Source organism: Limimaricola sp. AA108-03 (assembly GCF_050847355.1).
Classification (GTDB): domain Bacteria; phylum Pseudomonadota; class Alphaproteobacteria; order Rhodobacterales; family Rhodobacteraceae; genus Limimaricola.
In genome coordinates this window covers 1-13572 of the sequence record NZ_CP193763.1, presented here as the reverse complement: position 1 = coordinate 13572, position 13572 = coordinate 1, and the positions used below count along the sequence as shown (strand labels likewise).

The window sequence follows — 13572 nt, the reverse complement described above, 5'->3', positions numbered from 1 at the left end:
ACCCCCTCAACCTCCGGCATGGACGACGGGTCCAGACATCGCCGCCGAGACGGAAAAAAGAGGCGGAGCACCTCGCGGCGCTCCGCCCGTCTTGTCAGCAGCAGCCCGAACGGCCTTCCGGCTGCGAGACCTTCTGGACGAGATCCGCGGTTTCCGCGCCCTGCGCCTCACGCGCCACGTCGGCCTGCGCCACCATCCCGCAGCACTTGCCTTCGCCATCGGTCACGACGGCGCGGCGCACCTGGCGCTCTTCCATCTTGTTGCAGCAGGAGGAGACGTCCTCCTCCGGCGAGGTGGTCAGCACATCCGTCGACATGACCTCGGAGACGGCCGTATCCCCGGACTTGCCTTCGGCTACGCCGCCGCAGCAGATGTCGCGATCCGTCACGATGCCCATCGGCTCGCCCGCGTCGTTGAGCACCGGAAGCGCCCCGATGGAGTGTTCGGCCATCAGCTTTGCGGCCTCCTGAATGGTGGTGTTCCCGCCGCAACAGACGGGATCGCTGGTCATGATGTCCTGGACTTGCATATTTCGCTCCTCTGTTGAGTGCGGGATGACAACGAACAGACCCATAGCCGCGTTCCCGCTTCGCGCGCGCCTCGGCGACGATCCGCAAGGTGACGGTTTCGTGAGCGAATTTCCCCTTCGGGCAGTAGACAGGCGGCGCGCCCGTTCATAGATCGGTGCCATGCGCCTCTGGGTGTCAACGGCGGACCAAAAATCGGCCACGCGGCGGCGCAAAACCAGGCCAGCGGCGCGGCGGCAAGCGCCATGCCGCGCCCGCTTGCCCCGTAGCTGGGGCGTGGCATGGCGCATTGGCCCGCGAGGCCAATTCATCCGGCGAGGATCAGGTGGGGGCTGCGGCCTTTCGTGCCCGGCTTTGGCCGAGCCGATAGCTGTCGCCATTCATCTCGAGGATATTGACGTGGTGGGTCAGCCTGTCGAGCAGCGCGCCGGTCAGGCGTTCGGTGCCGAAGGTTTCGGTCCACTCATCGAATGGCAGGTTGCTGGTGATCATCGTCGAGCCACGCTCATAGCGCTGCGAGATCACCTCGAACAGGAGTTCGGCGCCGGTCTTCGACAAGGGCACGAAGCCCAGCTCGTCGATGATGAGCAGCTTGACGGCGGCCAGCTGCTTTTGCAGGCGAAGCAGCCGGCGCTCGTCGCGGGCCTCCATCAACTCGCTGACCAACGCGGCGGCCGTGATGAAGCTCACCGACAGCCCTTTCTGGCAGGCGGCCAGCCCCAGCCCGAGGGCGACATGCGTCTTGCCGGTTCCACTGGGCCCCAAGGCAATGACATTCTCGCGCCGGTCGATCCATTCGCCCCGGGCGAGCTCCAGCACCTGCATCTTGTTCAGCTTGGGGATCGCCTTGAAATCGAAGCTGTCGAGGCTCTTGGCCGCCGGGAACTTCGCGGCCTTGATGCGGCGCTCGACCATCCTGCGCTCGCGGTCGATCAGCTCCAGCTCGACCAGGCGGGCCAGGAACTGAACATGGTCCAGCCCCTCGATGGCGCATTGGCGGCCGAGCTTCTCGTATTCCCGCAGGAAGGTGGGCAGCTTCAGCGTCTTCAGATGATCCGCGAGCAGGATCTTCGGGGTGTCGATCATGCCGCATCCCCCGACAGGAGCGCCATGTAGCTGGCGGCCTTCGTGGTCCCGACAGTCGCGCGCGGCAGATAGGGGTAGACGTCGAGGTCCAGCTTCGGCGGCCGTTTTTCGACCTGGCAGAGAACGAGATGCTTTACGGCATCGAAGCCGACCGCGCCCAAGTGCAGCGCCTTCCTCACGGCGGCGTGGAGATCGTCGATGTCGAAGGTCTCCAGCAGGCGCAGGACCTGCACATACTCCCGCCGTCCTGCCTTGGTCATTCGCGCTTCCATCAGGCGGCGCAGGGTCGCGAACTCCGACGGCAGGTCCCATTCGGCCAAGGGGGCTGCTTGGTCCAAGGCGTTGATCTTGCGCTCGATCAGCGGGAGGTAATGGACCGGGTCGAAGACCATGTCCTCGCGGTCGTAGCAGCGGGGGTGGCGCGCGATGACTTGGCCGCCGCAGCCGATCACGACCGCGTCGACATACCCCCTGATCCAGACGTCGCGGTGGCCATAAGCGACCGGCACCGAGTAATCGTTGGTCCTGTAGCGCACCAGGGCTTGGGAGCTGACCCGCCCGGTGGCCTGATCGCAGGCATCGAACGGCGCGGTCGGCAGGCCGGCCATCGCTGCCAGATCCCGCGCCAGCCGCTCTCCAATGGTCTCTGATTGGCCGCGTAGGACATCAGCCTGGCGCTTGCGGCATTGCCCCGCCATGTAGGCATTGAACGCGTCCCAGCTCGCGAACCGCGGGAGCGGCACCATGAAGTTGCGGCGGGAGTAGCCGACCAGGCCCTCTGCGTTGCCCTTATCGTTTCCCTTGCCTGGACGGCCGTAGCGGTCGCGAAGCAGGTAGTGCGACAGAAACCCGCTGAAGAGCGTGGCACGCTTGCGCGTTCCGTCCGGCAGGATCTTCGCAACCAGGCAGCGGTCGTTGTCGTAGAGGACCGAGGCGGGCACCTTGCCGAAGAATGCAAAGGCATGGACGTGGCCGTCGACCCAGGCTTCCGCTGTCGCCGCCGGGTAAGCCCGCACGAAACAGGCATCGCTGTGCGGCAAGTCCATGACGAAGAAATGCGCCTTCTGTTCGATCCCGCCGATGACGACCACCGCCTCGCCGAAGTCGGCCTGGGCATGACCGGGCGGATGCGCCAGCGGCACGAACATCTCGCGGCCGCGCCGTTCGCGCTCCCGCATGTAATCCTTCACGATCGTGTAGCCGCCGGTGAACCCATGCTCGTCGCGAAGCCGCTCGAACACCCGCTTGGCCGTGTGCCGCTGCTTGCGGTGAACCGCGCGATCCCCCTCCAGCCAGCCATCGATGATCCCCGTATAGGCATCCAGCTTCGGCCGCTTCACGGGCGCCGTGCGGCGGTATCCGGGCGGCACAGAGAACGCCATCATCTTGGCTACGCTGTCGCGCGAGATGTTGAAATGACGCGCCGCCTCTCGCTGGCTCATTCCCTCGGCACAGGCCAGTCGCACCTTGCGATACAAGTCCACGGTGAAAATCCTCCCGCCCTCCCTGCCTTCAGAAAGGGTAAAGGTGGACGACTTTTACGCCGTCCGCAGCAGGCTCACCCTGCCGCTACCATGGCCGACTTTCTCACCGCCGTTCTCATATAGAGCGCTGGATACAGGAAGTGCCAAAGCGGACGCAGACCCGGATTAGGTCCGCTGGCTGCTATGCGGGACGAAGGGGCCGTTCAGAGGTCTGAATTCAACGGCCTCTTCAGATACCGACCTTTCGCTGATTTCTTAAGAATCTAGACAGTAAGTATGGCTCGGGTCTGCGAAGCCGCGGCCAAGCCTCCCCCATCGTTCGGCATTGTGATCGGCGACGGCTTGCTTCATATCAGCGGTTGCTGATACCTTATTCCTTCCAAGCATTGATGGCAGGCTATGAGTTCGAAGGATAACCAAGAACAGCGGCGCCGGAGCGGACGGCCGCTCATGATTTTGCCTATTCTTCTGTTTGGGTTGCTGGGCGTAGTCTTCTACTGGGGCCTCTGGAACAACGACGACCGGTTGCCCTCGACGCTGATCGGAAGACCAATCCCGGAATTCGCGCTCCCGCCCATCGAAGGGCGGCAGGACGGCCTAGCCTCGGCGAACCTGCTAGACCAGGTTTCTCTCGTCAACGTCTGGGCGTCGTGGTGCGTCCCCTGCCGCACGGAGAACCCGCTTCTCGTCGATCTTGCCGAAGCGGGCACCGTTCCGATCTACGGTATCAACTACAAGGACAATGCCGAGGAGGCGCTGGGTTTCCTCGAAGAGCTCGGCGATCCCTTCACCCGCATCGGCGCGGACCGATCAGGCCGCGTTGCGATAGACTGGGGCGTCTATGGAGTGCCGGAAACATACATAATCGACGCCGAGGGGCGCATTGCATACAAGCATGTCGGCCCCTTTGATCAGGCCTCGCTTGAGGAGGACATTCTGCCGGTCGTGCGCCGGTTGCAGGCTGAGAGCGACCCGTGAGGCGACGTGACGTCCTTGCCGGAGTCTTGGCGCTTGCGGCAAGCCCTGCCTCCGCCCGACCACCGATCCCTAATCACGGGACTCCGCGTGATCTCCTGTCGCCGCCTTTCGTGGATGGAGATGGACGGGATCTGACGCTGGCGGACTTCGAGGGACGTGTCGTGCTTCTGAACATTTGGGCGACTTGGTGCCCGCCTTGTCGCGAGGAGATGCCGACGCTCGACGCGCTGCAAGCGCGCCTCGGCGGATCGGATTTTCATGTTCTGCCGCTGTCGATCGATCGGGCCGGTCTCGAACCTGTGCGCCGCTTCTACCGAGAGACCGGCATTCGCAACCTCGATCTCTATATCGCGGAGGATACGCGCGCGATGCTGGCCTTGGCCGTGGTGGGTCTGCCGACAACGATTCTGATCGACCGCATTGGGCGCGAGCGGGGGCGCCTCGCAGGCCCGGCCGAATGGAACAGCCCCGAAGCCGTTGCGCAGATAAGCGCTCTTATTGACGAACGTAAGCAATAGGACATGGAAAAGCACGACGACCGCGCCAGCCGTTCCGCTCCGTGCGCACACGTGGTGGCGGTCTACCGATCAGTTTGGAGATGTGGATTTGATTGAACTTTCCGTTCTTGGACTAATGGCGGCATTGCTGGCCGGTGCCGTTTCCTTTCTGTCGCCCTGCGTGCTGCCGCTCGTGCCCGGCTACGTATCCTACGTTGCCGGACGTACGGTCACCGGCAGTGCAGCGCCTTCGAAGGGGCGGGCCGTCTGGCTCAGCTTCTGTTTCGTCCTTGGCTTCTCCACGATATTCATCGCGCTTGGGGCCTCTGCCACCGCGCTCGGTCAGACGCTGCTGCAGTGGCGCTACGAACTCAACCTCGTCGGCGGCGCGATCGTGATCCTGTTCGGTCTGTTCATGATCGGGGCAGCGCGCCTGTCGGCCATGGAGCGCGACCTGCGTTTCCATCTCGACCTGCCGGGCGGGCAACCGGTCGCCTCCTACGTGCTCGGACTCGCCTTCGGTTTCGGCTGGACACCGTGCATCGGGCCGATCCTCGGTGCCATCCTAACCGCCAGCGCGACAAGCGCGACGATTGGCGAGGGCGTCGCATTGCTTGCCGTCTACTCGGCCGGCCTTGGGATCCCGTTTCTGGTCGTCGCGGGGTTCACCGACAGTATTGCCGGCAGGCTGCGCGGCATCGGTCGTTGGGGTCGCCGCCTGCATCAGGCTGCGGGCGGCGTCATGATCCTGATGGGCCTGGCGATGATGACCGGGCGGTTGAGCGCACTGGCCTACTGGCTGCTGGACACCTTCCCTGTCCTTGCGCGGATCGGGTGAACAGATGCGACTGTACGAGAAACATATCCTCCCTCGGCTGACGCATCTGGCGATGGGCCAGGATCAACTTCTTCCCTACCGGCGCCGCGCCATCTCCGGGCTGCATGGGCGTGTGCTGGAGATCGGAATCGGCTCGGGCCTGAACATTGCGCTCTACCCCGAGGCCGTGCGCCAGATCATCGGTATTGATCCGTCGCCCGAACTCCTCTCTCGGGCCGCGCAAACCTCCCATGGACTGATGCCCGCGGCCGAGATGATCGAGGGCGTGGCCGAAGCATTGCCGCTCGAAGATCGCAGCGTCGATTGCGTCGTCGCCACCTGGACACTCTGCAGCGTTTCGGAACCGGAGAAGGCTCTCGCCGAGATCCGGCGCGTTCTCAAGCCGGATGGCGTCTTCCGCTTCGTCGAGCATGGCCTGGCGCCCGGACCCCGTATCCGGCGCTGGCAACGCTGGCTGACGCCTGTCTGGAAACACTGCGCCGGGAACTGCCATCTTGACCGCCCGACGGCCGACTTGATCGAGACAAGCGGCTTCCGCATGGAGCGGCTCAACACCGGTTACGCGACAGGTCCGAAGCCCTTGGTTTTCATGTATGAGGGACAAGCTCGCCTCTACTGAGGAAGCTTGGAAACAGGACAATCTCGGCTTTCGATCCGTGGCGCAACTGATGGCAAGGTAGCCAATTCTCGCCTCGAACTTTCGCCGAAAATTTTGCGGTGATGAGGTGTTATGAGCAGTCATCAAGATAACCGGCAGGCCAATCTGACGCGCGGCATCCGGGTCGAGATCGCCAGCCTCGTCTACAACATCATCGAGGTCGTCGTATCCGTCACCGTGGGACTTCTGACCGGCAGCGCAGCGCTGGTGAGTTGGGGCCTCGACAGTACGGTCGAGGCCACCTCGGCTGCGACTCTGATCTGGCGCTTGAAGAGTGAGGTGGACGGTGCCGACAAGCGCACGGTCCTGCACCGCAAGAAGGTCGCGCTCTACGTGGTTGCCTGTGCCTTCTGGATCGTCGTCGCGGCGATCCTCTACGAGGCGGTCTCCGCCTTCATTTCGCAGAAGGCGCCGGGCTTCAACTGGTGGGGTATCGCGATTCTGGGTGCTTCGCTCGTGGCCAACCCGTTCCTCGCCTGGGGCAAGTATCGCTACGGCAAGCGGCTCGATGCGCCCGCCCTGAAGTACGATGCCAAGGACACCATGATCTGCCAGTATCAGACGATCGTGGTGTTGGCCGGGATCGGTCTGACGCAATGGATGGGCTGGTGGTGGGCCGACCCGGTGGCGGCGCTTCTGATCGTGCCCTACGTTGCATGGGAGGCGTTCGAGGCCACGAAGGATGCGCGGTCGGTCGATCCGGACGAGGGCGAAGCTACTGCCGAGGCCTGACGTTACGCATGATGAACCGAGATTTGGGCATGGGCGGCAGTTCTCCGGTTTCCAGATCCAGATCCAGATCCTGATCCGGCACTTCGTAGTCGATGGCGTTCACGAAGAAACTGCAAAACGCCTTCATCTGGCTGATCGCGATCCACTCGCCCGGACAACGGTGGTTCCTGTGGTGATCGCCACCGCCCTGCGGAATGAACTCGTAGGGAGTGACCTCCCGATCGTGAAACCGCTCGGGCCGGAACTCTTGCGGCGCGTCCCACGAACGAGCGTCGGTATTCGTGCCGTAGAGGTCGAGCAGAACCCTGTACCCTTTGGGAAAGCGATATCCGCGCCACTCGAAATCGCTCTTCACCCGTGCCGCAACCGCGGGAAAGAACGGATACAGACGGCGGACCTCTTGCACGAAAGGTTCGAGCTGTCCCTCGTCGTCCTTCAGCTTTTGCCGCCACTCGGGATGCCGATGTAAAGCATGCGCCGCCTGAACTATGAACACGGATACCGCGACGGTCGGGCGCAGGACATTCAACAGCTCTACGGCGGCCACCCTGGGGGTCAACAACTCCCCATCGAGATCGCGCCATGTCGCGATGATATGAAGGGCACTTTCCTGCGTCGGCTGAAGCTCACCATCGCGGACCTGTTGGATTAGCCGTGCTGCCCATTTTTCCAGGCGGTGGCGCGCCAGACGCGCGCGCCAGTGTTTGGGGCCAAGGGCCCCGGCGTCCTGAAAAAGCGCTGTAAGCTGCGCCCTTCGGGTCGCCACCTCAGCTTCATCAAGCGGCACCCTGGCCCAGGCGCAGACAGCTCTTGTGAGCATTTCGCGCACTTCGTCATAGAGGACGACCTCGTTCCTCGCCTCCCAGTCCGGCGCATATTTGTCCAACATGTGAAGCGACGTGCCCTGAAGCGCGGCGATCCGCTCGGTCCCCATGAGTGACATGAACATCTTCTTGCGGTGCTGGTGGGCAGCGCCGTCCAATCCCTGAACGCCGCCTTCGCCCAGCAGGGTCTTCTGTATGCGGCCCGGCATCGAGCCCGCGCGGATCAGTTTATCCTCGGAATAGAAAACTTCCGCTGCCGCCGCGCCGGTCATGCAGATCGTCTCTTGAAGGAGGATGCGGGTTTCGAACAGGTCTGTGTCGAGTGCGCGGCAGGTCTCCGAGATGAACCCATATGGGTTGCGCAGCAGGGCGAGTGTGCTGTCAAAGCCTTTCGCAGATGGTATGCCGAACATGGGTTACACCCCCGTTGTGTTTTCCTTGCGTTCACTCTGACCAGGCTTGTCCTTCGCAGAGCGGAAGCTGTCCCAGAACAGCAGGGCTGCGCCGCAGAAAATCGTTACGTCCGCGAGATTGAAGGACGGCCAGTGGTATGATCCGTAATGGAAGTCGAGAAAGTCAGGAACGGCCTGATAGCGTACGCGGTCAAGAATATTGCCGAGTGCGCCGCCGATGATCAGACCGAGAGCGGCAGCTGTCAGCCTGTCCGGCGCGCGCCATAACCAGATCAATAGCCATGCCACGATCACGCCAGCAAGCGCGATGAGACCCCACCACGGTACGAACCCGCCGAGCATACCGAAGCTGACCCCATCGTTCAGAACCCGCACGAGGTTAAGAAAGGGTAAAACCTCGACCCCGCTCTCGAGCGCCGGTGTGGTCAGGGCGAGCGCCTTGGTGCCCTGATCGAGACCGAGCGCTGCGATTGCGCAGAGCCCACCGAGAACGCGACCGTTCATGCCGTCGCCTTCAGATCGCCCCGCGCGTCGCGGATGATGGCCCAAGCGGAGTGCAGGAACAGTCCGGCGATACCGAAGGCGACGATAAGGTCGGGCCACGCGCTGCCCAGCCACGCCACGAGACCGGCGGCGATGACGACCGCCGCATTGCCGATAGCGTCGTTGCGCGAGAACAGCCAGACAGCCCGCATGTTCGCGTCGCCCTTGCGGAATCGCAGCAGCGGCAGAACGGAGACGACGTTCACGACAAGGGCGATCATACCGAGCAGGCCCATGAGACCTGCATCCGGCGTCGTCTGTTCGAAGACCCGGACGATGGTCGTGCCGAGGACGCCAAGACCGAGGAGCCCGAGGAAGATGCCCTGGATCAGAGCCGACCGTGCCCGCCAAGCGAGGCTCCAGCCGATGGCCAGCAGGCCGAGGAAGGTGATCGCGCCATCGCCGATGAAATCGAGCGCATCGGCCTTCACGGCCTGCGATCCGGAAATGAAACCGCCGATCATTTCGAGGACCCCGTATCCCACGTTCAGGATCACGACGATCCAGAGGGCACGGCGGTAGGCCGGGTCCTGATGGGCAGGATTCGGCGGAATGTCTTCATCGCCCTCGATCCGGTCGAAGCCATAGCCTGTCACCGCGACTGCCTTTTCGATGTCCGGCAGGCGCACTTCGGGTGCAGTCAGTGTCATGATGTGCGTCGCGGCCGACACTTTCACATCGCCGGGCGCGACCCCGGCTGCCTGTGCCGCCCGCTCGATCTGCGCGGCATCCTTGGCGCAATCCATACCGGAAACCCGGTAACGGACGGGCGGGACATCTGCCGTCGATCCGGCATTTTCGGTGTTGGCCATGGTCGCGCTATTCCTGCTAGGATGAATCGAAGAACAACATATCAGCGAGGAGTGATATGGCGCAATTGGTCGATGACCGCAAGAGCGCAACCATCGAGCGACGGGCGAAGCTGTTCCGCGGCTTCGCGGACCCGAGCCGCCTGGCCATCCTCGGTGCACTTTGCAACGAGCCATTGGCCGTTCACGAGCTCGTCGAGCGGACGGAACTATCGCAACCCAACGTCTCCAACCATCTGAGGTGCCTGCTGGAGTGCGGGCTTGTCGCCAGCGATCGCGATGGGCGTTTCATCCGCTACCGTATCAGCAGCCCGCGCATCACGGTTCTTCTGAGCGATGTGGACGCACTTCTCGACGTGGTCGCAGAGGGCGTTGAGGCGTGTGACAATTATCGTGAGGCGTGAGTCAGAACGGACGGCCGGTCGACTCGGCGCAGATCGGTTGGAAAGATGTTGTCCGTGTGCAGGGTCCGACCGGAATCCTGCTGAGGTTCGACAAGCTGGCTTCGGAAGAGACACCATTCATGTATCACTGCCACATCCTCGAACACGAGGATGCGGGCATGATGGGGCAGTTTACGGTCACATAACAGGACCCCACCCGCTCGACACCGGGCGTCGTCAAGAGCTTACGTCTTCTTGCGGCGTTCTATCAGGTGCCGGTGTCGCCTTGTTGAAACGCATTACGGAGTATGTCTAGACCCGAACGGAGAACACCTCGCTAAGCTGCGGGTCCGCCGAAGCGGCCGTCCAGTCGCTCGGCAGCATTCGTCAAAAAGGGCTCCCTCAAGCCGTTCGCTGCGATCTGCGCGAACGGCTGCTTCGACGCTGCGGCCGTTCACTGAACCGTCTGTGACAGGCTGCTGAACTTATTTGTGAAAAACGACACACAGCCCGGCCCCAGTTCGTTTTAGTGTCCGATAAGCCCCCTTATCGAACATGAGCGTGATAGGCTCTTCGGCATTCCAGACACGCCTGAAATCCCTGCCCCGATCTCGCTGCCTACCCACGTCGCGGGCTCCGGCCGGCTTGACCGCCTCGTCGGCACCGCCCGCGGCTACGCCGACCACGCGGTCTCCGAGAACACGCGTAGGGTCTTCGCCCTCTCGTATTGTTTAAGGTCCCTCCCCTTGCCCGAACCGGCGTGACTAAGGTTGTCCTTAGGCAGGGGCCCGCGCACTACGTGACTGTGATGCTCCATCGAAAATGCGGTGCAGTTCGATAATCCTATCCACCTCGCACGCCGATCCCAAGATAACCGGAACCCACTGATGTGGTCCTTCGGGCGCAATCTCGAGAAGTCGCGCCCGCCCAGTGCTGGCCATGCCCCTTGCCTGTTCGATCAGTAAACTCATCGGATTGGCCTCGTAAAGCAGGCGCAACTTGCCCCCACTCTCCCGAAGCGTTCGGTCGATGGGATAGAGGAACACACCGCCTAGAAGCAGGATGCGATGTACCTCGGCCACCATCGAGGCAAGCCACCGCATGTTGAAGCTGCGCTGGCGCATCCCATCGACGCCGGCGAGGCATTCCTCGACATAGGTCCGGACAGGGTCCTCCCACAGCGGTGACACTATAGCGCCCTCGGAGTCGCAAGGTTAAAGCGCGCCGCCACAATAAATCTACAATCAACCCCCTGATATTTATAAGAAATACAATTAAAGGATAGCGGTGCCAGCCAACCTTGCGCTGGGGATATCGGATTATACCGATCGGTATAATCGGTTAGCCATCTCGGTATCGCTGAATGAGATCCAACAGCTCTCGTTCGAAGTCCTCTTGCTTCACGGGTGGGATGGAGATGCCCTTAGCGGTGAGGCTGACCTTTTTACCGTTCCGCTCCAGCTTATATGTCCCCCCACCTGGGATCGTCTTCTGGGCGCGTTTCGCGGCGGTCCCCCTACCCTTCTCTCTCTTCTCGGCCAGCGCCATTTTCGCCTCAGCAAGCGTTTCCCTCTTGTCGAGGAATGGCGCGAGATCCCGGATCATGTCCATGCTCGCCTTCGGGCCGAACCAGTCGAGCGCCTTATCGGCGTTCTGGGCACACTTCACACCGACAGATACGAGCGGCTGCGCAACACCCAAGCGCTCTGCGATGTGCGCCTGGGTCGCATCCTCTTCGTGCTTCAGCCTGATCGCGATCTGCCCGATCGACAGGATGCGTTCAAACGGCGTCAGGTCTTGCCTAATGGCATTCTCGGAGTAGCGCTCCTCGAGGTCCGAGATGGTGAGGTCTTCGTGCCCGTCCAGTGCGCTTTTCATGTCAGGCGCGATGATGGCTTGCACCTCATCCACACCCAATTCCTGCAGCGCCCGGAGGCGACGCCGACCGGACAGAAGAAGGAACTGCGCAGCTCCATTGATGACGGTCGGGTTCTTGTGGTTAGGGCGCCAGTCCGGATTCATTGGGCGAACACGGATCGGCTGGGTCTGCCCGCGCGCAGCGATGTTCTCCTTTAGCAGCCTGAACTCCGAGTCCTCTACCCAGTTGCCTTTGCGGTCGCTGCCGAGGGCGTCCTCGATCTGCGAGGTCTTCATGACCACCGAGACCCTTCCGTCCATCACCTTCTTGAGGATGTCGTTGGTGGCATGGCCCATTTGGTGGCCAACCAGCCCGCCGCGCGGCTCCTCGTAGCTCTCGAAGGTTTGCGCCGTCGCTTGCGGCACTCCCCTCTCCTCGTCCGTCATCGGTGCCGAGTTCAGCTTCCTCTTCGCCATCACACCCACCTCTCAGCGATGAATTTCTCGGCGTGGCCGCGCGATGGAAGCGCCCCACCCCACACCAGTTTGGCCAGTGCATCGTTCACGGCATTCGCATTCTGAATAAATGCCTTCGCAGAAGGTCGTCTGCTTCGCGGAGGATCGTACTCGTAGATGGACTTGTATTCCTCAGCCGCGTTGGCGACGGCATCTGATCTCGAATACCAGACCTGAGACACGAGGCCCGGGTGGCGTCTATGAATGTCGACGATCTGATCGACGTCCTTCTCGTTGGCCTCTTGGATGATGGTCGGGAGCACGATGTGGTTTCCGCCACCGATCACTCGATCCTCGATCGCCATCTCGGAGAGGTAGACCTGCACGTTGTCGGCGTAGGTGCTGAGCGTTTTGAGGTCGAAACCTTTCATGGTCTGCGGCACGATCAGGTTGGTCGCGGCAACCAAGCCGTTGAGCTGCACAAGCGTGAAGGATGGCTGCTGGTCGATTACGATCACGTCGACCGTCTCGTGAAGGGCTTCCTGATACTTCTCGACATCGAAGCTTCCATCGGACTTGCGAAGCTCGGACCCCAGGGTATTCGGGCCATACGCGGCGTCCCAGCGAGCAATGGCATCCTTGAGGGCCGCATGCACGGGAGCGGTGCCGCCGGACTTCTGCGACAGCATGAGGAGCGCGAGATCAGCGTCCTGAATGTTTGCGCCGCCAGGAATGAGCCGGGTGCCCGGCCACTGGGTGGTCTGCCACATCCCATTCAGATCCTCGGCCGACTTCTCCACGATCTGGTGTGCATTGAACTGGTCGAGGTCGAGCCCCATGAACGATGCCACGGTATTGCGGTTTCGCTCGAAGAGCTTGGTCTGCTTGTCAGCGAAATAGAGCGACACAGTAGCCTGCGGATCGCAGTCGAGAATGCCTACGCGCAGACCGTAGTTCATGGCCACATACTGCGCGAAATGAGCAGCAGACAGGCTCTTCCCGGTGCCGCCTTTCTGGGCGGAGAAACTCACAACGGGGAGCGGATCACCCGGCTTGCGCCAGTGCAAGTACTCGTGCTTCCGGTGCGTGCGAGATTGAAGGTAGGCCCGCATCATCATGATCTCGGAGATCGAGTAGTGGGCTGTATGTCCACTTTGCCCGACGGTCTTCCGCCCCACAGGGAAGCTGTCATCGTCGCTTGTAGCTTGGTTGAGCACACGGATGGTGTAGGCATTCCCCAGCCCGAGAAGCTCTCCGACTTCGCGTGTGCTGAATGTCTTCTCAACACGCTTCTTCATCGTGTCGTCCTGACGAACCTGCCCGGCGATATCCCTCATGCCGTGGGCGAGGCGCTTGATAAAGTCGATCATCTGCGGCTTCGATGCGTCATTATACCGGTCGGTATAATCGGTCGTTTGCTTGTCTGCCTGCACTTTGCAGTCTCCTCGTTCTCTGCTCTCCGGCTCCTAAGCGGGATTATACCGATC

At 62.1% G+C, this 13572-nt stretch carries 15 protein-coding genes and 1 pseudogene; 7 read left to right on the top strand and 9 right to left on the bottom strand.

Going from position 1 to position 13572, the window contains the following annotated elements:
- Positions 1-94: 94 nt before the first annotated feature.
- The 3 genes from ACRAQ3_RS21180 to istA form a co-directional block, all read right to left on the bottom strand.
- Positions 95-574 (bottom strand): CBS domain-containing protein, encoded by a 480-nt coding sequence (locus tag ACRAQ3_RS21180; RefSeq protein WP_254050197.1) that lies wholly within the window; start codon positions 572-574, stop codon positions 95-97.
- Between the two features lie 274 nt (positions 575-848).
- Positions 849-1613, bottom strand: coding sequence for an IS21-like element helper ATPase IstB (istB, locus tag ACRAQ3_RS21175; RefSeq protein WP_432256760.1), 765 nt, complete (start codon positions 1611-1613; stop codon positions 849-851).
- Positions 1610-3097 (bottom strand): IS21 family transposase, encoded by a 1488-nt coding sequence (gene istA, locus ACRAQ3_RS21170; RefSeq protein WP_432256761.1) that lies wholly within the window; start codon positions 3095-3097, stop codon positions 1610-1612. Before istA ends, istB begins: the two co-directional genes overlap by 4 nt.
- Positions 3098-3496: 399 nt before the next feature.
- Here istA and ACRAQ3_RS21165 point away from each other — a divergent pair, with 399 nt between their 5' ends.
- The 5 genes from ACRAQ3_RS21165 to ACRAQ3_RS21145 all read left to right on the top strand — a co-directional run bounded on the left by ACRAQ3_RS21165 (position 3497) and on the right by ACRAQ3_RS21145 (position 6800).
- The gene (locus tag ACRAQ3_RS21165; RefSeq protein ID WP_236737094.1) at positions 3497-4075 is read left to right on the top strand and encodes a DsbE family thiol:disulfide interchange protein; all 579 of its coding nucleotides are present in this window, start codon (positions 3497-3499) and stop codon (positions 4073-4075) included.
- Positions 4072-4593, top strand: coding sequence for a TlpA family protein disulfide reductase (locus tag ACRAQ3_RS21160; RefSeq protein WP_067631003.1), 522 nt, complete (start codon positions 4072-4074; stop codon positions 4591-4593). The genes ACRAQ3_RS21165 and ACRAQ3_RS21160 overlap by 4 nt, the downstream gene beginning before the upstream one ends.
- Positions 4594-4708: 115 nt before the next feature.
- Positions 4709-5410: a cytochrome c biogenesis CcdA family protein gene (locus ACRAQ3_RS21155; RefSeq protein WP_348348220.1), complete on the top strand. Its 702-nt coding sequence runs from the start codon at positions 4709-4711 to the stop codon at positions 5408-5410.
- Positions 5411-5414: 4 nt separating this feature from the next.
- Entirely contained in the window at positions 5415-6029 is a 615-nt protein-coding gene (locus ACRAQ3_RS21150; protein WP_067631010.1) for a class I SAM-dependent methyltransferase, read from the top strand.
- Positions 6030-6140: 111 nt separating this feature from the next.
- Positions 6141-6800 carry a cation diffusion facilitator family transporter gene (locus ACRAQ3_RS21145; protein WP_082849320.1) on the top strand — a complete coding sequence of 220 codons (660 nt, stop codon included), beginning with the start codon at positions 6141-6143 and terminating at the stop codon, positions 6798-6800.
- Here ACRAQ3_RS21145 and ACRAQ3_RS21140 read toward each other — a convergent pair.
- Genes ACRAQ3_RS21140 through ACRAQ3_RS21130 form a run of 3 tightly spaced genes read right to left on the bottom strand, consistent with a single transcriptional unit; the run spans position 6784 to position 9392 of the window.
- Positions 6784-8037, bottom strand: coding sequence for a cytochrome P450 (locus ACRAQ3_RS21140; RefSeq protein WP_035714442.1), 1254 nt, complete (start codon positions 8035-8037; stop codon positions 6784-6786). The genes ACRAQ3_RS21145 and ACRAQ3_RS21140 overlap by 17 nt on opposite strands.
- 3 nt (positions 8038-8040) lie before the next feature.
- On the bottom strand, positions 8041-8541 hold the full coding sequence (gene lspA, locus ACRAQ3_RS21135) for a signal peptidase II (protein WP_035714444.1): 501 nt from the start codon (positions 8539-8541) through the stop codon (positions 8041-8043).
- Positions 8538-9392 carry a cation transporter gene (locus tag ACRAQ3_RS21130; protein ID WP_035714447.1) on the bottom strand — a complete coding sequence of 285 codons (855 nt, stop codon included), beginning with the start codon at positions 9390-9392 and terminating at the stop codon, positions 8538-8540. Before ACRAQ3_RS21130 ends, lspA begins: the two co-directional genes overlap by 4 nt.
- 56 nt (positions 9393-9448) lie before the next feature.
- Between ACRAQ3_RS21130 and ACRAQ3_RS21125 the strand changes: the two genes are divergently transcribed.
- Together ACRAQ3_RS21125 and ACRAQ3_RS21120 are read left to right on the top strand one after the other, a co-directional pair.
- Complete coding sequence (locus ACRAQ3_RS21125; protein ID WP_035714448.1) at positions 9449-9793, top strand: ArsR/SmtB family transcription factor; 345 nt, start codon at positions 9449-9451, stop codon at positions 9791-9793.
- Positions 9790-9978 (top strand): multicopper oxidase domain-containing protein, encoded by a 189-nt coding sequence (locus ACRAQ3_RS21120; protein WP_035746442.1) that lies wholly within the window; start codon positions 9790-9792, stop codon positions 9976-9978. The genes ACRAQ3_RS21125 and ACRAQ3_RS21120 overlap by 4 nt, the downstream gene beginning before the upstream one ends.
- A 570-nt stretch (positions 9979-10548) precedes the next feature.
- On the opposite strand, the pseudogene ACRAQ3_RS21115 reads toward ACRAQ3_RS21120, so the two are convergent.
- The 3 genes and pseudogenes from ACRAQ3_RS21115 to ACRAQ3_RS21105 all read right to left on the bottom strand — a co-directional run.
- Positions 10549-10959: pseudogene (locus tag ACRAQ3_RS21115) on the bottom strand (class 1 fructose-bisphosphatase); the annotation flags it as partial.
- A gap of 154 nt (positions 10960-11113) precedes the next feature.
- A complete protein-coding gene (locus ACRAQ3_RS21110; RefSeq protein WP_099278738.1) occupies positions 11114-12106 on the bottom strand; it encodes a ParB/RepB/Spo0J family partition protein in 993 nt (330 codons plus the stop codon).
- Positions 12106-13518: a ParA family protein gene (locus tag ACRAQ3_RS21105; protein ID WP_099278739.1), complete on the bottom strand. Its 1413-nt coding sequence runs from the start codon at positions 13516-13518 to the stop codon at positions 12106-12108. The genes ACRAQ3_RS21110 and ACRAQ3_RS21105 overlap by 1 nt, the downstream gene beginning before the upstream one ends.
- Positions 13519-13572: the final 54 nt, after the last annotated feature.